General features: G+C 34.5%; 18 protein-coding genes, 1 pseudogene and 1 other annotated feature. All 19 genes and pseudogenes read left to right on the top strand.

Annotation, left to right across the window (positions count from 1 at the left end; genetic code table 11):
* Positions 1-83 precede the first annotated feature (83 nt).
* The 19 genes and pseudogenes from cysE (at position 84) to rpsG (ending at position 17,962) form a co-directional block, all read left to right on the top strand.
* Complete coding sequence (cysE, locus tag HMPREF2930_RS02265) at positions 84-713, top strand: serine O-acetyltransferase (RefSeq protein WP_170999993.1); 630 nt, start codon at positions 84-86, stop codon at positions 711-713.
* Positions 697-2,096, top strand: a pseudogene (gene cysS / locus HMPREF2930_RS02260) (cysteine--tRNA ligase). The gene cysE and the pseudogene cysS overlap by 17 nt, the downstream one beginning before the upstream one ends.
* Position 2,097: 1 nt before the next feature.
* Positions 2,098-2,484: a Mini-ribonuclease 3 gene (locus tag HMPREF2930_RS02255; RefSeq protein WP_017175309.1), complete on the top strand. Its 387-nt coding sequence runs from the start codon at positions 2,098-2,100 to the stop codon at positions 2,482-2,484.
* A gap of 8 nt (positions 2,485-2,492) precedes the next feature.
* The gene (gene rlmB / locus HMPREF2930_RS02250; RefSeq protein WP_070597223.1) at positions 2,493-3,242 is read left to right on the top strand and encodes a 23S rRNA (guanosine(2251)-2'-O)-methyltransferase RlmB; all 750 of its coding nucleotides are present in this window, start codon (positions 2,493-2,495) and stop codon (positions 3,240-3,242) included.
* Entirely contained in the window at positions 3,239-3,769 is a 531-nt protein-coding gene (locus tag HMPREF2930_RS02245; RefSeq protein ID WP_017175311.1) for an NYN domain-containing protein, read from the top strand. Before rlmB ends, HMPREF2930_RS02245 begins: the two co-directional genes overlap by 4 nt.
* Before the next feature lie 67 nt (positions 3,770-3,836).
* On the top strand, positions 3,837-4,427 hold the full coding sequence (locus tag HMPREF2930_RS02240) for a sigma-70 family RNA polymerase sigma factor (protein WP_017175312.1): 591 nt from the start codon (positions 3,837-3,839) through the stop codon (positions 4,425-4,427).
* Positions 4,428-4,507: 80 nt separating this feature from the next.
* Positions 4,508-4,651: a 50S ribosomal protein L33 gene (gene rpmG / locus HMPREF2930_RS11175; RefSeq protein ID WP_049336738.1), complete on the top strand. Its 144-nt coding sequence runs from the start codon at positions 4,508-4,510 to the stop codon at positions 4,649-4,651.
* A 43-nt stretch (positions 4,652-4,694) separates the two neighbouring features.
* A complete protein-coding gene (gene secE / locus HMPREF2930_RS02235; protein WP_017175313.1) occupies positions 4,695-4,895 on the top strand; it encodes a preprotein translocase subunit SecE in 201 nt (66 codons plus the stop codon).
* A gap of 17 nt (positions 4,896-4,912) precedes the next feature.
* Positions 4,913-5,461: a transcription termination/antitermination protein NusG gene (gene nusG / locus HMPREF2930_RS02230; protein ID WP_017175314.1), complete on the top strand. Its 549-nt coding sequence runs from the start codon at positions 4,913-4,915 to the stop codon at positions 5,459-5,461.
* A gap of 186 nt (positions 5,462-5,647) precedes the next feature.
* Positions 5,648-6,070 carry a 50S ribosomal protein L11 gene (gene rplK / locus HMPREF2930_RS02225; RefSeq protein WP_001832298.1) on the top strand — a complete coding sequence of 141 codons (423 nt, stop codon included), beginning with the start codon at positions 5,648-5,650 and terminating at the stop codon, positions 6,068-6,070.
* 206 nt (positions 6,071-6,276) lie between these two features.
* Positions 6,277-6,972: a 50S ribosomal protein L1 gene (rplA, locus tag HMPREF2930_RS02220; RefSeq protein WP_017175315.1), complete on the top strand. Its 696-nt coding sequence runs from the start codon at positions 6,277-6,279 to the stop codon at positions 6,970-6,972.
* 128 nt (positions 6,973-7,100) lie between these two features.
* Positions 7,101-7,254 (top strand) — a sequence feature (ribosomal protein L10 leader region).
* A gap of 30 nt (positions 7,255-7,284) precedes the next feature.
* Positions 7,285-7,785, top strand: a complete 501-nt coding sequence (gene rplJ, locus HMPREF2930_RS02215; RefSeq protein ID WP_002449049.1) for a 50S ribosomal protein L10 — start codon at positions 7,285-7,287, stop codon at positions 7,783-7,785.
* A 39-nt stretch (positions 7,786-7,824) separates the two neighbouring features.
* On the top strand, positions 7,825-8,193 hold the full coding sequence (gene rplL / locus HMPREF2930_RS02210) for a 50S ribosomal protein L7/L12 (protein ID WP_002488409.1): 369 nt from the start codon (positions 7,825-7,827) through the stop codon (positions 8,191-8,193).
* Positions 8,194-8,364: 171 nt separating this feature from the next.
* A complete protein-coding gene (locus HMPREF2930_RS02205; protein ID WP_017175316.1) occupies positions 8,365-8,973 on the top strand; it encodes a class I SAM-dependent methyltransferase in 609 nt (202 codons plus the stop codon).
* Positions 8,974-9,176: 203 nt separating this feature from the next.
* The gene (gene rpoB / locus HMPREF2930_RS02200) at positions 9,177-12,728 is read left to right on the top strand and encodes a DNA-directed RNA polymerase subunit beta (RefSeq protein WP_002449020.1); all 3,552 of its coding nucleotides are present in this window, start codon (positions 9,177-9,179) and stop codon (positions 12,726-12,728) included.
* Between the two features lie 189 nt (positions 12,729-12,917).
* A complete protein-coding gene (gene rpoC, locus HMPREF2930_RS02195; protein WP_161800526.1) occupies positions 12,918-16,511 on the top strand; it encodes a DNA-directed RNA polymerase subunit beta' in 3,594 nt (1,197 codons plus the stop codon).
* Between the two features lie 147 nt (positions 16,512-16,658).
* Positions 16,659-16,919, top strand: a complete 261-nt coding sequence (locus HMPREF2930_RS02190; RefSeq protein WP_017175319.1) for a ribosomal L7Ae/L30e/S12e/Gadd45 family protein — start codon at positions 16,659-16,661, stop codon at positions 16,917-16,919.
* An 89-nt stretch (positions 16,920-17,008) separates the two neighbouring features.
* Positions 17,009-17,422: a 30S ribosomal protein S12 gene (gene rpsL / locus HMPREF2930_RS02185; RefSeq protein WP_016931318.1), complete on the top strand. Its 414-nt coding sequence runs from the start codon at positions 17,009-17,011 to the stop codon at positions 17,420-17,422.
* 69 nt (positions 17,423-17,491) lie between these two features.
* A complete protein-coding gene (gene rpsG / locus HMPREF2930_RS02180; RefSeq protein ID WP_001137495.1) occupies positions 17,492-17,962 on the top strand; it encodes a 30S ribosomal protein S7 in 471 nt (156 codons plus the stop codon).
* The last annotated feature ends 80 nt before the right edge of the window (positions 17,963-18,042 follow it).

Raw genomic sequence — 18,042 nt, 5'->3', positions numbered from 1 at the left:
TTAAATATTTGAATTATTATACATGGACTGTAAGATATTCATAATATATAGAAAATGGGGAGGCGAGCGTCTTGATAAAAAGAATGAAAGATGATGTAAAAATGGTATTTGAACAAGACCCTGCAGCACGTACAACATTTGAAGTAATCACAACTTATGCAGGCTTGCATGCGGTATGGAGTCACTTAATTGCACATAAATTATATAATAAAAAACACTACGTTTTGGCGAGAATGATTTCACAAGTATCTCGCTTTTTTACAGGAATTGAAATTCATCCTGGAGCAAAAATCGGAAAACGTCTATTTATTGATCATGGTATGGGTGTAGTCATTGGTGAAACATGTACGATTGGAGATAACGTAACTATTTATCAAGGCGTGACACTTGGTGGTACAGGTAAACAAAAAGGAAAGCGTCATCCAGATATTGGAGATAATGTTTTAATTGCAGCAGGATCAAAAGTTTTAGGAAATATCCAAATTAATTCTAATGTTAATATTGGTGCGAATTCAGTAGTCTTACAATCTGTGCCAAGTTATACAACAGTTGTAGGCATTCCAGGTCATATTGTTAAACAAGAAGGAAAACGAATTGGGAAAACATTTGATCATCGTAATTTGCCTGATCCTTTATTTGAACAAATTAAGCAACTAGAACGACAATTGGAAAAAGCTAAGAATGGAGAGATTAAAGATGATTACATTATATAATACTTTAACACGTCAAAAAGAGGTGTTTAAGCCTATTGAGCCTGGTAAGGTAAAAATGTATGTATGTGGACCTACAGTGTATAATTACATTCATATTGGTAATGCCCGTCCAGCAATTAATTATGACGTGGTACGTCGATATTTTGAATATAAAGGCTATACGGTTGATTACGTATCTAATTTTACTGATGTAGATGATAAACTCATTAATCGGTCTAAAGAATTAAATGAAAGTGTGCCAGAAATTGCTGATCGATATATCAAGGCATTCTATGAAGATGTAGGGGCACTTAATGTTAAAAGAGCGACATCTAATCCGCGAGTAATGAATCATATGGATGAAATCATTGACTTCATTAAACAACTTGTAGATGAAGGTTATGCATATGAAAGTAATGGAGATGTGTATTTTAGAACCCGTAAATTTGATGGATATGGTAAATTAAGTCATCAGTCTATTGATGATTTAAAAGTTGGCGCTCGTATAGAAGCAGGTGAACAAAAAGAGGATGCATTGGACTTTACGCTATGGAAAAGGCAAAACCTGGAGAAATTAGTTGGGAGAGCCCATTTGGACAAGGACGTCCAGGATGGCATATTGAATGCTCTGTAATGGCTTATCATGAATTGGGAAAAACAATTGATATCCATGCAGGAGGATCAGATTTACAATTTCCACATCATGAAAATGAAATAGCGCAATCTGAAGCACACAATCACGCGCCTTTTGCTAATTATTGGATGCATAATGGTTTCATTAATATAGATAATGAAAAAATGAGTAAATCATTAGGTAACTTTATTTTAGTACACGATATTATTAAAGAAATTGATCCAGATGTATTACGTTTCTTCATGATCAGTGTTCATTATAGAAGTCCAATCAACTATAACGTTGAATTAGTGAATGCTGCTAAAAGTGGATTAGAGCGTATACGTAATAGTTATCAATTAATTAAAGAAAGAGAAGCAATCACAACTGATTTAGAAACACAAACAGACTATATTGATCAAATTAATGATATTTTAAAACAATTTGAAGCTGTAATGGATGATGATTTTAATACAGCAAATGCTGTAACTGCATGGTATGATTTATCGAAATTAGCTAATAAATATGTATTAGAAAATACAACATCTACTAAAGTGATTCAGCGCTTTAAAGAAGTATATCACATTTTTAGTGACGTATTAGGTGTGCCATTAGAAGGAAAAGAAAATGATGTATTACTTGATGAAGACATAGAAAAACTTATCGAAGAACGTAATGAAGCACGTAAAAATAAAGATTTTGCTCGAGCTGACGAAATTAGAGATATGCTAAAAGAACAAAATATTATTCTTGAAGATACGCCTCAAGGTGTAAGATTTAGAAGGGGTTAATATGGATGCAAAGCTATTAAACCCATTAACGTTAGCTTATATGGGAGATGCTGTATTAGACCAGCATGTACGTGAATACATTGTGCTTAAATTACAGAGTAAACCGAATCGCTTACACCAAGTATCGAAACAATATGTGTCTGCAAAAAGCCAAGCACAAACGCTCGAGGTATTAATAACAAAAGAATGGTTTACTGAAGAAGAACTAGATATTGTTAGAAGAGGCCGTAACGCTAAAAGTTATACGAAAGCTAAAAATACAGATGTACAAACGTATCGTAAAAGTTCAGGTTTAGAAGCTGTTATAGGATTTCTTTATTTAGATCATCAAAATGAACGATTAGATGCGTTACTTGATACGATTGTACAAATTGTTGATGAAAGGTAGTGAACATAGTGGAAGATATCGTTATTGTCGGTAGACACGCTGTTAAAGAAGCAATTGTGTCTGGTCATACAATAAATAAAATTTGGATACAAGAAGGAATAAGAAAGCAGCAAATTAATGATCTTTTAAAAAATGCTAAAGCACAGAAATTGATTATACAAACTGTTCCAAAATCCAAATTAGATAATTTAGCAAATGCACCTCATCAAGGTGTAGCTGCACTGATTGCACCATACGAATATGCAGATTTTGATCAGTTTATTCAATCTCAAAAAGAAAAAGAAGGCCTTTCTACAATAATTATTTTAGATGGTTTAGAAGACCCACATAATCTTGGTTCGATCATTAGAACGGCAGATGCAAGTGGAGTAGATGGAGTTATTATCCCTAAGAGACGTTCTGTTGCGCTCACACAAACTGTCGCAAAAGCGTCAACAGGTGCGATTCAACATGTCCCAGTGATGCGTGTTACAAATTTATCAAAAACAATTGATGAGCTGAAAGATAATGGATATTGGGTAGCAGGAGCTGAAGCGGATAATGCTACAGATTATCGCAATATGGCTGCTGATATGCCATTGGCTATCGTAATTGGTAGTGAAGGGCAAGGTATGAGTAGATTGGTTAAAGATAAATGTGATTTCTATATTAAAATTCCTATGGTAGGCCATGTTAATAGCTTAAATGCTTCTGTAGCTGCTAGTTTAATGATGTATGAAGTCTATCGAAAACGACATCAAATTGGAGACACCCAATGAAAGATAGATATCTAATTATTGATGGTTACAATATGATTGGTCAATCAAGGGAATTGAGTAAAGTAGCAAGAGAAAGTTTAGAGGAAGCACGTGAACAACTCTTAGATGTGATTGCCAATTACAATGCAGTTGTCGCTGATGAGATTGTATGTGTATTTGATGCATATGAACAATCTGGTATAGAAAGAGAATACATGTATCATGGTGTTAAAACAGTTTTTACGAAAGAAAAAGAAACTGCAGATAGCTATATTGAGCGTTATGTATATAATTTATACAATAAACATACGACACATATTACAGTAGTGACTAGCGATATGAGCGAGCAACATGCTATTTTTGGAGCAGGTGCATATCGTGTTTCATCTAGAGAAATGTGGCGAGATTTAAAAGAGAATGCAATGACGGTTAGTAAATCAGTAGATGATTTTAATGAACGTAAACCAAGAACTCGAATTTCGTTATCAAAAGATGTACTTGCAGAATTTGAAAAAATACGACGAGGATATGGTAAAAAACATAAATAATACAGTCTTGATATTTAAAAGATGCGTCTTATACAATGTGCCTAACTTATAAAGAAAGGTTTTGTATATGACTTATCATTTTCGACAACTAGAAGATATATTTAAAGCTTTTCAATATAGCCAAAATACATTGGAGAAAGAACAGTTATTCGCAAATATAATGAATGTGATACGTCCTAAACTTATGATGAAGTTTAGAATGCTAGGTATAGATCATCAAGAACTGGAAGATTTAATTCAAGATACCTCGTTAAAGATATATTTAGCTTTACACACATTTAATTTTAATACGAATGTTCCATTCGAACATTATTTAAATCGTTTAGTTTATTCTGTAAAAAAAGATTTTTGGAGAAAACGTTATGCGTTTAATCAACGTCAACAATTGTTAATCAATGAATGTGTAGTAGAATATCGTTTGAATCAAATGATAAAAAGGACGGAAGAACTATATTTAACTAGATTAAGTAAAGAAGACTTGATAGATAGTTTTAAGAAGTTAAGTATGTTTGAAAGAGAAGTTGCAAATTTACTTCTACTTGATTATTCCCCATCAGAAATAGCGAAAAGACTAAATGTAAAAGATAAAGTAGTTTACAATAGTATTCAACGTTGTAAAATAAAAATGAAACAATATTTATTAAAATACAAATGTTAAGTATTTTAGTACGAGTTTGACAGTTTATTATAAGTTTATGTATAGTATACTGGTATTAATATGAGCAAAGGTGAATTGATGTGAGAAAAGTACCTTTAGTTTGTGAAATGTGTGGTAGCAGAAATTATAATGTACCTAAAAAAGAAACATCAGCTAAGAGATTACAACTGAAGAAATATTGTTCCAGATGTAATGAACACACGATGCATAAAGAATCAAAGTAATGAGTTTATAAGTATATACTTTGAAGAGCATGGAGGTAAGGTTATGGCTAAAGATAAAGACGCAAGTAAGAATAAAGAAAGTTTCTTCCAAGGCGTTAAAAGCGAAATGGAAAAAACAAGTTGGCCTACGAAAGAAGAACTTTTTAAATATACTGTCATTGTAGTAGCTACAGTAATTTTCTTTATGGTCTTTTTCTGGGTATTAGACGTAGGTATTGGTAATTTAATTGAATTATTTAGATAAGAGTAAGGAGTGACAACATGTCTGAAGAAGTTGGGACTAAGCGTTGGTACGCAGTGCATACGTATTCTGGATATGAAAATAAAGTTAAAAAGAATTTAGAAAAAAGAGTAGAATCAATGAATATGACAGAGCAAATTTTTAGAGTTGTCATACCTGAAGAGGAAGAAACACAAGTTAAAGATGGGAAAGCAAAAAAACAAGTTAAAAAGACATTTCCTGGGTATGTTTTAGTAGAACTTATTATGACAGATGAATCATGGTATGTTGTACGTAATACACCAGGTGTCACAGGATTTGTTGGTTCAGCAGGTGCAGGTTCAAAACCTAATCCATTACTTCCTGAAGAAATGAGATTTATCTTAAAACAAATGGGACTTAAAGAAAAAACAATTGATGTAGAATTAGATGTAGGTGAACAAGTCCGCATCAAATCAGGACCATTTGCAAATCAAGTTGGTGAAGTTCAAGAAATCGAAGCAGATAAATTTAAATTAACTGTATTAGTCGATATGTTTGGTAGAGAAACACCAGTCGAAGTAGAATTCGATCAAATAGAAAAATTATAATCATTTTAAATTATAAAGTATGATTTGCTTAAAAAGATGAAATTTTACTATTGATTTTCAATTAAGTTTAATGTTAAAATAATGTGGTCGCGTTTTTAGAACGCTCATTTCGTCACGAAATGTTTATGAGTGGGAGGGCAAAACTGAGCCCTGTGACCACATCACGATATCAAGGAGGTGCACATCGTGGCTAAAAAAGTAGAAAAAGTAGTTAAATTACAAATTCCTGCAGGTAAAGCGAACCCAGCACCACCAGTTGGTCCAGCATTAGGTCAAGCAGGTGTGAACATCATGGGATTCTGTAAAGAATTCAATGCACGTACACAAGAACAAGCAGGTTTAATCATTCCGGTAGAAATCAGTGTATATGAAGATCGTTCATTTACATTCATTACTAAAACTCCACCGGCTCCAGTACTACTTAAAAAAGCAGCTGGCGTTGAAAAAGGTTCTGGTGAACCAAACAAAACTAAAGTTGCTACAGTAACTAAAGATCAAGTACGTGAAATTGCTCAAACAAAAATGCAAGACTTAAACGCTGCAGACGAAGAAGCAGCTATGCGTATTATCGAAGGTACTGCACGTAGTATGGGTATCACTGTACAATAATTATTAAATGAAAATTAGTTTGAATTTGAAATAAACTGATAGACGATAGCAGGTAACAGAAACGACAACATATATTGTCTATGATTAGTCTTTAGTAAATTAATATTTATTATTGACATCATCTGTTATCTGCTCTTAACTTGTGTAAATCACACAAGTAAGCGTGGGAGGAAATTCCGCTAAAACCACTAAAGGAGGAACAATAAATGGCTAAAAAAGGTAAAAAGTATCAAGAAGCAGCTAATAAAGTTGACCGTACTAAATACTATAGTGTTGAAGAAGCAATTAAATTAGCTAAAGAAACTAGTATCGCTAACTTTGATGCATCAGTTGAAGTAGCATTCCGTTTAGGTATTGATACACGTAAAAATGACCAACAAATCCGTGGTGCAGTAGTGCTACCAAACGGTACTGGTAAATCACAACGTGTATTAGTTTTCGCTAAAGGTGATAAAATTACAGAAGCAGAAGAAGCAGGCGCAGATTACGTAGGTGAATCTGAATATGCTCAAAAAATCCAACAAGGTTGGTTCGACTTTGACGTAGTAGTAGCAACACCTGACATGATGGGTGAAGTTGGTAAATTAGGTCGTGTATTAGGACCTAAAGGTTTAATGCCAAACCCTAAAACTGGTACAGTAACTATGGACGTTAAAAAAGCTGTAGAAGAAATTAAAGCTGGTAAAGTTGAATATCGTGCTGAAAAAGCAGGTATCGTACATGCTACGATTGGTAAAGTATCTTTCGACGAAGAAAAATTAGTTGAAAACTTTAATGCTTTACAAGATGTTTTAGCTAAAGCTAAACCAGCATCTGCTAAAGGTACTTACTTCAAATCTGTTGCTGTAACTACAACAATGGGTCCTGGAGTTAAAGTAGATACTTCAGCATTTAAACTTTAATTTTAAATATATTAATAGATTATAGACTGGTAGATAATAATTGCTTATTTTGAAAAAGATAAGATACATTTTCTTCCAGTCTTTTTTAAAAAAAACAATTGACATATCACAATAAACAAGTTATATTATTTATTGTGATTATTTTACCTAAGACAGTAGGAGTTAATTTTTAACTTAAAACAATATCCTACCGAGGCTAAAATTGACTTGAACGTGATGATTATTATAATGATCTTTCAAGCACTTTTTGCCGTGGGTAGAAAGTGCTTTTTTTATTAAAAAAGCACCAAAAATAAAAATGGAGGTGTCTGAATGTCTGCTATTATTGAAGCTAAAAAACAACAAGTTGACGTTATCGCTGAACAACTTAAAAATTCAGTTTCAACTGTTATTGTGGACTACCGTGGTTTAACGGTTGCGGAAGTAACTGATTTACGTGCTCAATTACGTGAAGCTGGTGTTGAGTATAAAGTATACAAAAACACATTAGTTCGTCGTGCAGCTGAAAAAGCAGGTATCGAAGGCTTAGATGAATTCTTAACTGGTCCTACAGCTATCGCTACAACTACTGATGATGTAGTTGCTCCAGCGAAAGTGATCTCAGGATTTGCTAAAGAACATGAAGCTTTAGAAATTAAAACAGGCGTTATGGAAGGTAACGTTATCTCAGCAGAAGAAGTTAAAACTGTTGGTTCATTACCTTCACACGATGGTCTTGTATCTATGCTTTTATCAGTATTACAAGCTCCAGTACGCAACTTCGCTTATGCGGTTAAAGCTGTTGGAGAACAAAAAGAAGAAAGCGCTGAATAATTGCGCATAAAATTTTAAAATAAATGGAGGAATAATAAAATGGCTAATCAAGAACAAATCATTGAAGCAATTAAAGAAATGTCAGTATTAGAATTAAACGATTTAGTAAAAGCAATTGAAGAAGAATTTGGTGTAACAGCAGCAGCTCCTGTAGCAGCAGCTGGTGCAGCTGGTGGCGGAGACGCTGGCGCAGAAAAAACTGAATTTGACGTTGAATTAACTTCAGCTGGATCTTCAAAAATCAAAGTTGTTAAAGCAGTTAAAGAAGCAACTGGCTTAGGCTTAAAAGACGCTAAAGAATTAGTAGACAACGCTCCTAAAGTAATCAAAGAAGCTGTTGCTAAAGAAGATGCTGAAAAACTTAAAGAACAATTAGAAGAAGTTGGAGCTACTGTAGAATTAAAATAATTCTAGTATCTTAACTTAATATATAAGTAAATCATTTTAACTTAGTCACTTTAGAGTGAAAGCGTTAATGATTACTTGCATTCTTTGAGAAATTAAAACCCCGTTATTGTTGATAACGGGGTTTTAATTCATTTTCTAATCAAATAGATGAACAAATAAAGAGGTGAAATCATGAGTCACTACTATGATGAAAATCCTGAAGTACAAAGTGATGAAAAAACAATTCAATACTTTTATCATAAATCTCAGTTAAAACTAACGACAGATGCGGGCGTTTTTTCAAAAGGAAAAGTAGATTTTGGGTCTGATTTATTAGTACGAACGTTTTTAAATGAACATCCACCAGGTCCAAGTAAACGTATCATTGATGTTGGCTGTGGTTATGGTCCTATTGGTTTAATGATTGCTAAAGTGTCACCACACCATCAAATGACTATGGTGGATGTGAATCATCGAGCTTTACATTTAGCTGAAAAGAACAAAAAGCAAAATCAAATTGATAATGTCATCATTACAGAAAGTGATGGTCTGTCACAAGTTGAGAATGAATACTTTGACTTTGTATTAACAAATCCACCAATTAGAGCTGGGAAAAATGTTGTTCATCGAATCTTTGAAGAAGCATATCAAAAGCTAAAAAATCAAGGTGAACTCTATGTTGTCATTCAGAAAAAGCAAGGTATGCCTTCTGCTAAAAAGAAAATGGAAGAAATATTTAATAATGTAGAAACTGTGAACAAAAGTAAAGGGTACTATATATTGAAGAGCCAAAAAGGTTGATTTCAAAATGGTATTCTGATATAGTTATAAAATGTAAAAATTTATGTTCAACAAGTGTGTACTTTTACGCAAATTGAGCACGATAAACAAGAATAAGAGAAGAATCGAAAATGGTGTCATCAATTGTGTTGCCGTTTTCTTTTTGTCTTGTTATGTGAAATTTTGTGTATAAGTTCAACACAATATTTGAGGGGTGAATCTGTTTGGCAGGTCAAGTTGTCCAATATGGAAGACATCGTAAACGTAGAAATTATGCGAGAATTTCAGAAGTATTAGAATTACCTAACTTAATAGAAATTCAAACTAAATCTTATGACTGGTTCTTAAAAGAAGGTTTATTAGAAATGTTCCGTGATATTTCACCAATTGAAGATTTCACTGGAAACCTATCTTTAGAATTTGTGGATTATAGATTAGGTGAACCAAAATATGATTTAGAAGAATCAAAAAACCGTGACGCTACTTATGCTGCACCTCTTCGTGTTAAAGTACGTCTCATTATCAAAGAAACTGGTGAAGTTAAAGAACAAGAAGTTTTCATGGGTGACTTCCCATTGATGACGGATACTGGTACGTTCGTAATTAATGGTGCAGAACGTGTTATCGTTTCACAATTAGTACGTTCACCATCAGTATATTTTAATGAAAAAATAGATAAAAATGGACGTGAAAATTACGACGCAACGATTATTCCAAACCGTGGCGCGTGGTTAGAATATGAAACAGATGCTAAAGACATCGTTTACGTTCGAATTGATAGAACACGTAAATTACCTTTAACAGTATTATTACGTGCTTTAGGATTCTCTAGTGATCAAGAAATTATCGATTTATTAGGAGATAGTGAATACTTACGTAATACGCTTGAAAAAGATAGTACTGAAAATACTGAACAAGCTTTATTAGAAATCTATGAACGTTTACGTCCTGGTGAACCACCAACAGTTGAAAACGCAAAAAGCTTATTATATTCACGTTTCTTCGACCCTAAACGCTATGATTTAGCAAGTGTTGGTCGCTATAAAACAAATAAAAAGTTACACCTAAAACATCGTTTATTTAACCAAAAATTAGCTGAACCAATCGTTGACAGCGAAACAGGTGAAATTGTTGCTGAAGAAGGAACAGTTTTAGATCGTCGTAAATTAGACGAAATTATGAATGTTTTAGAGTCAAATGCAAACAGTGAAGTGTTCGAGTTAGAAGGTAGCGTTATTGATGAACCTGTAGAAATTCAATCAATTAAAGTGTATGTTCCAAATGATGAAGAAGAACGCACTACAACAGTGATTGGTAATGCATTACCTGATTCAGAAGTGAAATGTATTACACCAGCAGATATTATTGCCTCAATGAGTTATTTCTTTAACTTATTGAATGGTATTGGTTATACAGATGATATTGACCATTTAGGTAATCGTCGTTTACGTTCAGTAGGTGAACTGTTACAAAACCAATTCCGAATTGGTTTATCTAGAATGGAACGTGTCGTTCGCGAAAGAATGTCTATTCAAGATACTGATTCAATTACACCACAACAATTAATTAATATTAGACCTGTAATTGCTTCAATTAAAGAATTCTTTGGTAGTTCTCAATTGTCTCAATTCATGGACCAAGCTAACCCATTAGCAGAGTTAACACATAAACGTCGTCTTTCTGCTTTAGGACCTGGTGGTTTAACACGTGAACGTGCACAAATGGAAGTTCGTGACGTACACTATTCTCACTATGGTCGTATGTGTCCAATTGAGACACCAGAGGGACCAAACATTGGTTTAATTAACTCATTATCTAGTTATGCACGTGTAAATGAATTTGGTTTTATCGAAACACCATATCGTAAAGTAGATATTGATACAAATTCAATTACTGATCAAATTGATTATTTAACTGCTGATGAAGAAGATAGCTATGTAGTTGCACAAGCCAATTCTCGTTTAGATGAAAATGGTCGTTTCCTAGATGATGAAGTGGTATGTCGTTTCCGTGGTAACAATACTGTTATGGCAAAAGAAAAAATGGACTACATGGATGTATCACCTAAACAAGTAGTATCAGCAGCGACAGCTTGTATCCCATTCCTTGAAAACGATGACTCTAACCGTGCGTTAATGGGTGCGAACATGCAACGTCAAGCAGTACCATTGATGAATCCTGAAGCTCCATTTGTGGGTACAGGTATGGAACATGTGGCAGCTCGTGACTCTGGTGCAGCAATTACTGCAAAACATAGAGGTCGTGTTGAACATGTTGAGTCTAATGAAATCCTAGTTCGTCGTTTAGTTGAGGAAAATGGAACTGAACATGAAGGCGAATTAGACCGTTACCCATTAGCTAAATTTAAACGTTCAAACTCTGGTACTTGTTATAACCAACGTCCAATCGTTTCTGTAGGTGACGTTGTAGAATACAATGAAATTTTAGCTGATGGTCCTTCAATGGAATTAGGAGAAATGGCATTAGGTCGTAACGTCGTTGTAGGTTTCATGACTTGGGACGGATATAACTATGAGGATGCCGTTATCATGAGTGAACGATTAGTTAAAGACGATGTATATACTTCAATTCATATTGAAGAATACGAATCTGAAGCACGTGATACTAAATTAGGACCTGAAGAAATTACACGTGATATTCCTAACGTTTCTGAAAATGCACTTAAAAACTTAGACGATCGTGGTATTATATACGTCGGTGCAGAAGTTAAAGATGGAGATATCTTAGTTGGTAAAGTAACGCCAAAAGGTGTCACAGAATTAACTGCAGAAGAACGATTATTACACGCCATCTTTGGTGAAAAAGCAAGAGAAGTTCGCGATACTTCATTACGTGTGCCACATGGTGCAGGTGGTATCGTTCTAGACGTTAAAGTATTTAATCGTGAAGAAGGCGATGATACTTTATCACCAGGTGTGAACCAACTTGTTCGTGTATATATCGTTCAAAAACGTAAAATCCATGTTGGGGACAAAATGTGTGGTCGTCATGGTAACAAAGGGGTTATCTCTAAGATTGTTCCTGAAGAAGATATGCCTTACTTACCAGATGGACGTCCAATCGATATCATGTTAAACCCACTAGGTGTACCATCACGTATGAACATTGGACAAGTTTTAGAGTTACATTTAGGTATGGCTGCTAAAAACTTAGGTATTCATGTTGCTTCTCCAGTATTCGATGGTGCAAACGACGATGATGTATGGTCTACAATCGAAGAGGCTGGTATGGCACGTGATGGTAAAACAGTATTATATGATGGACGTACTGGTGAACCATTCGATAATCGTATTTCTGTTGGAGTAATGTATATGCTTAAACTTGCTCACATGGTTGACGATAAATTGCATGCGCGTTCAACTGGACCTTACTCACTTGTTACACAACAACCACTTGGTGGTAAAGCACAATTCGGTGGACAACGTTTCGGTGAGATGGAGGTATGGGCACTTGAAGCTTATGGTGCAGCATACACATTACAAGAAATCTTAACTTATAAATCTGACGATACTGTAGGTCGTGTTAAAACATACGAATCTATCGTTAAAGGTGAAAACATTTCAAGACCAAGTGTTCCTGAATCATTCCGAGTATTGATGAAAGAATTACAAAGTTTAGGTTTAGATGTAAAAGTTATGGATGAACATGATAATGAAATCGAAATGGCCGATGTTGATGATGAAGATGCAACTGAGCGCAAAGTAGATTTACAACAAAAAGATGTTCCAGAAACTCAAAAAGAAACTAACGAATAATAAAATTATAAATTTAAGATGAATAAACATGAGTTGCGTAATTTTAATCTCATCAAGATTTAGATTGCGCACTGATGTGCATCTTATGTATGTGATGTCAGTTTCAGTAAATGTAAATCAATCAAATAGCACAGCTAATCTAAATTGAAGGAGGTAGGCTCCTTGATTGATGTAAATAATTTCCATTATATGAAAATCGGTTTAGCCTCACCTGAAAAAATCCGTTCTTGGTCATATGGTGAAGTGAAAAAACCAGAAACAATTAACTATCGTACTTTGAAACCTGAGAAAGATGGTCTTTTCTGTGAAAGAATTTTTGGACCTACAAAAGACTGGGAGTGTAGTTGTGGTAAGTACAAACGTGTACGCTACAAAGGCATGGTTTGTGACCGTTGTGGTGTAGAAGTCACAAAATCTAAAGTTCGTCGTGAAAGAATGGGTCATATTGAATTAGCAGCACCTGTTTCTCACATTTGGTACTTTAAAGGTATCCCAAGTCGTATGGGTCTTTTATTAGATATGTCTCCAAGATCATTAGAAGAAGTTATTTATTTTGCTTCTTATGTGGTTGTAGATCCAGGTCCAACTGGATTAGAGAAAAAATCATTATTATCTGAAGCTGAATTCAGAGAATATTATGATAAATACCCAGGTCAATTTGTAGCAAAAATGGGTGCAGAAGGTATTAAAGACCTATTAGAAGAAATTGACTTAGATGAAGAATTAAAAGCATTACGTGATGAATTAGAATCAGCAACTGGACAAAGATTAACACGTGCAATTAAACGTTTAGAAGTTGTGGAATCATTTAGAAATTCTGGAAATAATCCTTCATGGATGATTTTAGATGTACTACCAATTATTCCACCAGAAATTCGTCCTATGGTTCAATTAGATGGTGGACGTTTTGCAACAAGTGATTTAAATGATTTATATCGTCGTGTTATTAACCGTAATAATCGTTTGAAACGTTTATTAGATCTTGGTGCTCCTGGTATCATCGTTCAAAACGAAAAACGTATGTTACAAGAAGCAGTAGATGCACTAATCGATAATGGTCGTCGTGGTCGTCCAGTAACTGGTCCAGGTAATAGACCATTGAAATCTTTATCACATATGTTAAAAGGTAAACAAGGTCGTTTCCGTCAAAACTTACTTGGTAAACGTGTTGACTACTCAGGTCGTTCAGTTATCGCGGTAGGACCAAACTTAAAAATGTATCAATGTGGTCTTCCAAAAGAAATGGCACTTGAATTATTTAAACCTTTCGTCATGAAAGAATTAGTTCAACGTGAAATCGCAACAAACATTAAAAATGCGAAAAGTAAAATTGAACGCATGGATGATGAAGTATGGGATGTATTAGAAGATGTCATTAAAGAACACCCAGTATTACTTAACCGTGCGCCAACGCTTCACAGATTAGGTATTCAAGCTTTCGAACCTACTTTAGTAGAAGGGCGTGCAATCCGTTTACATCCACTTGTAACAACAGCTTATAACGCTGACTTTGATGGTGACCAAATGGCGGTACACGTACCATTATCTAAAGAAGCACAAGCTGAAGCACGTATGTTAATGTTAGCGGCACAAAATATCTTGAACCCTAAAGATGGTAAACCAGTTGTTACACCATCACAAGATATGGTATTAGGTAACTATTACTTAACTTTAGAACGTAAAGATGCTGTAAATACTGGTATAATCTTTAATGATACAAATGAAGTACTTAAAGCATATGCAAATGGTTATGTTCATCTACACACTCGTATAGGTTTACATGCGCGTTCACTTAATAACCCTACATTTACAGAAGAACAAAATAATAAAATTTTAGCTACTTCTGTAGGTAAAGTGATCTTTAATGAAATCATTCCAGATTCATTTGCATATATTAATGAGCCTACTCAAGAAAACTTAGAAGATAAAACACCTGATAAATATTTTGTTGATCCAACACAATTAGGTGAAGGTGGTCTTAAAGCTTACTTCGAAGAGCAAGAACTTACTGCACCTTTCAACAAAAAATTCTTAGGTAATATTATTGCTGAAGTATTTAACAGATTTAGCATCACAGATACATCAATGATGCTTGATCGCATGAAAGACTTAGGATTCAAGTTCTCATCTAAAGCTGGTATTACAGTTGGTGTATCTGATATCGTAGTACTTCCAGATAAACAACAAATTTTAGATGAACACGAAAAATTAGTAGAACGTGTATCTAAACAATTTAATCGTGGTTTAATCACTGAAGATGAACGTTACAATGCAGTTGTTGAAATTTGGACAGATGCTAAAGATCAAATTCAAGGCGAATTAATGCAATCACTTGAAAAAACAAACCCAATCTTTATGATGAGTGACTCAGGTGCCCGTGGTAACGCATCTAACTTCACACAATTAGCCGGTATGCGTGGATTAATGGCTGCGCCATCAGGTAAAATTATTGAGTTACCAATTACTTCATCATTCCGTGAAGGTTTAACAGTATTAGAATACTTCATCTCAACTCATGGTGCGCGTAAAGGTCTTGCCGATACAGCACTTAAAACAGCCGATTCAGGTTATCTTACTCGTCGTCTTGTTGATGTTGCACAAGATGTTATCGTTCGTGAAGAAGATTGTGGTACGGACCGTGGTTTATTAGTTTCTGATATTAAAGAAGGTACAGAAATGATTGAACCATTTATCGAACGTATTGAAGGCCGTTATTCTAAAGAAACAATTCGTCATCCTGAAACGGATGAAATCATTATTCGTCCTGATGAATTAATCACACCTGAAATTGCTAAGAAAATTACAGATGCAGGTATTGAAAAAATGTATATCCGTTCAGCATTTACATGTAATACTCGTCATGGTGTATGTGAAAAATGTTACGGTAAAAACCTTGCTACAGGTGAAAAAGTTGAAGTAGGTGAAGCAGTTGGTACTATTGCCGCTCAATCAATTGGTGAGCCTGGTACTCAACTTACAATGCGTACCTTCCATACAGGTGGGGTAGCAGGAAGCGATATCACTCAAGGTCTTCCTCGTATCCAAGAGATCTTTGAAGCACGTAACCCTAAAGGTCAAGCGGTAATTACTGAAATCGAAGGTGTCGTTGAAGATATTAAATTAGCAAAAGATCGCCAACAAGAAATTGTGATTAAAGGCGCTAATGAAACACGATCTTATCTTGCTTCAGGTACTTCAAGAATTAAAGTAGAAATTGGCCAATCAGTAGAACGTGGAGAAGTATTAACTGAAGGTTCTATTGAACCTAAGAACTTCTTAGCTGTTGCTGGTTTAAACGCGACTGAAAGCTACTTACTTAAAGAAGTGCAAAAAGTTTATCGTATGCAAGGTGTAGAAATTGATGATAAACACGTTGAAGTAATGGTTAGACAAATGTTACGTAAAGTAAGAATTATTGAAGCTGGTGACACTAAACTTCTACCAGGTTCATTAGTAGATATTCATAACTTTACTGATGCAAATAGAGAAGCGTTTAAAGAACGTAAACGCCCAGCTACTGCAAAACCAGTATTACTTGGTATTACTAAAGCATCTCTTGAAACAGAAAGCTTCTTATCTGCGGCTTCATTCCAAGAAACTACTCGTGTACTTACTGATGCTGCTATTAAAGGTAAACGCGATGACTTACTTGGACTTAAAGAGAATGTTATTATCGGTAAACTTATCCCAGCTGGTACAGGTATGAGACGTTATAGTGACGTTAAATACGATAAAGTGAGTACTCCAGTTGCTGAAGCTGACGAAGCAGAAGTGACTGAGTAATTAATGTGAAAGTAACTTGGAACTTTAATTTGTTCCAAGTTCTTTTCTTTTAATATTTACAGAAAATGATAAAAAATGTTGACTAATTATTATATAAAGTGTTATTATTGTAAAGGTTGATGCAAGCAGAACTTTGGAGGATATTTAATGTCTAATGAAAAAGTTGCACGCTTTAACAAACAACATTTTGTAGTTGGTCTTAAACAAACGTTAAAAGCGTTGAAAAAAGATCAAGTTGCATCATTGATTATTGCTAAAGATGTTGAGATATACTTATTAGCTCAAGTATTTAGCCAAATCAATCATAAAAGCATACCGATTACTTATTTCGAAAGCAAATCGGCTTTAGGAAAAGCAGTAGGTATTAATGTTAATGCGACAATTGTTGCGTTATTGAATGAGAATTAGTAAGTTTTTACACTTACTAAATTTTATTTAACCTAAAAATGAACCACCTGGATGTGTGGAATTAAAAAATGAAGAGAGGAGGACATTCAATGCCAACTATTAATCAATTAGTACGTAAACCTAGACAAAGTAAATCTAAAAAATCAGATTCACCAGCGTTAAACAGAGGTTTCAATAGTAAAAAGAAACAATTTACTAACTTAAACTCACCTCAAAAACGTGGTGTTTGTACTCGTGTAGGTACAATGACACCTAAAAAACCTAACTCAGCGTTACGTAAATACGCTCGTGTGCGTTTATCAAACAACATTGAAATCAACGCATACATTCCTGGTATCGGCCATAACTTACAAGAACACAGTGTTGTACTTGTACGTGGTGGACGTGTAAAAGACTTACCTGGTGTGCGTTACCATATTGTACGTGGTGCACTTGATACTTCAGGTGTAGATGGACGTAGACAAGGACGTTCATTATACGGAACTAAAAAACCTAAAAATTAAGTTTAAGATTGTGTAAATTTTACTATCAATTTTTAAGAATATATTATAATAGGAAGGGAGGACTTTATAATGCCTCGTAAAGGATCAGTACCTAAAAGAGACGTATTACCAGATCCAATTCATAACTCTAAGTTAGTTACAAAATTAATTAACAAAATTATGTTAGATGGTAAACGCGGAACAGCACAAAGAATTCTTTATTCTGCATTTGACCTTGTAGAACAACGCAGTGGTCGTGATGCTTTAGAAGTATTCGAAGAAGCTATTAACAACATTATGCCAGTATTAGAAGTAAAAGCGCGTCGTGTAGGTGGTTCAAACTACCAAGTACCTGTTGAGGTGCGCCCAGAACGTCGTACAACTTTAGGATTACGTTGGTTAGTAAACTACGCTCGTCTTCGTGGTGAAAAAACTATGGAAGATCGTTTAGCTAACGAAATCTTAGATGCTGCTAACAATACAGGTGGTGCAGTCAAAAAACGTGAGGACACTCACAAAATGGCTGAAGCGAACAAAGCATTCGCTCACTATCGTTGGTAAGATTGAAGCTTTAACCCTGAGTGTGTTCCGTCATATTGGTTTACCAAGTAAAATGGTTCATGCTTAGGGCATCGCCATAT

The organism is Staphylococcus sp. HMSC068C09, assembly GCF_001813735.1.
In the GTDB taxonomy this organism is placed as follows: domain Bacteria; phylum Bacillota; class Bacilli; order Staphylococcales; family Staphylococcaceae; genus Staphylococcus; species Staphylococcus hominis.
The sequence above is the reverse complement of the archived record's forward strand: the minus strand, read 5'-3'. Positions and strand labels throughout refer to the sequence as shown.

Bases quoted from the DNA above. Each gene is read 5' to 3' on its own strand.
- cysE (WP_170999993.1), top strand. From the start codon at position 84: ATGAAAGATGATGTAAAAATGGTATTTGAACAAGACCCTGCAGCACGT.
- HMPREF2930_RS02255 (WP_017175309.1), top strand. From the start codon at position 2,098: ATGGATGCAAAGCTATTAAACCCATTAACGTTAGCTTATATGGGAGAT.
- HMPREF2930_RS02245 (WP_017175311.1), top strand. From the start codon at position 3,239: ATGAAAGATAGATATCTAATTATTGATGGTTACAATATGATTGGTCAA.
- HMPREF2930_RS02240 (WP_017175312.1), top strand. From the start codon at position 3,837: ATGACTTATCATTTTCGACAACTAGAAGATATATTTAAAGCTTTTCAA.
- secE (WP_017175313.1), top strand. From the start codon at position 4,695: ATGGCTAAAGATAAAGACGCAAGTAAGAATAAAGAAAGTTTCTTCCAA.
- nusG (WP_017175314.1), top strand. From the start codon at position 4,913: ATGTCTGAAGAAGTTGGGACTAAGCGTTGGTACGCAGTGCATACGTAT.
- rplA (WP_017175315.1), top strand. From the start codon at position 6,277: ATGGCTAAAAAAGGTAAAAAGTATCAAGAAGCAGCTAATAAAGTTGAC.
- rplJ (WP_002449049.1), top strand. From the start codon at position 7,285: ATGTCTGCTATTATTGAAGCTAAAAAACAACAAGTTGACGTTATCGCT.
- rplL (WP_002488409.1), top strand. From the start codon at position 7,825: ATGGCTAATCAAGAACAAATCATTGAAGCAATTAAAGAAATGTCAGTA.
- HMPREF2930_RS02205 (WP_017175316.1), top strand. From the start codon at position 8,365: ATGAGTCACTACTATGATGAAAATCCTGAAGTACAAAGTGATGAAAAA.
- rpoC (WP_161800526.1), top strand. From the start codon at position 12,918: ATGAAAATCGGTTTAGCCTCACCTGAAAAAATCCGTTCTTGGTCATAT.
- HMPREF2930_RS02190 (WP_017175319.1), top strand. From the start codon at position 16,659: ATGTCTAATGAAAAAGTTGCACGCTTTAACAAACAACATTTTGTAGTT.
- rpsL (WP_016931318.1), top strand. From the start codon at position 17,009: ATGCCAACTATTAATCAATTAGTACGTAAACCTAGACAAAGTAAATCT.
- rpsG (WP_001137495.1), top strand. From the start codon at position 17,492: ATGCCTCGTAAAGGATCAGTACCTAAAAGAGACGTATTACCAGATCCA.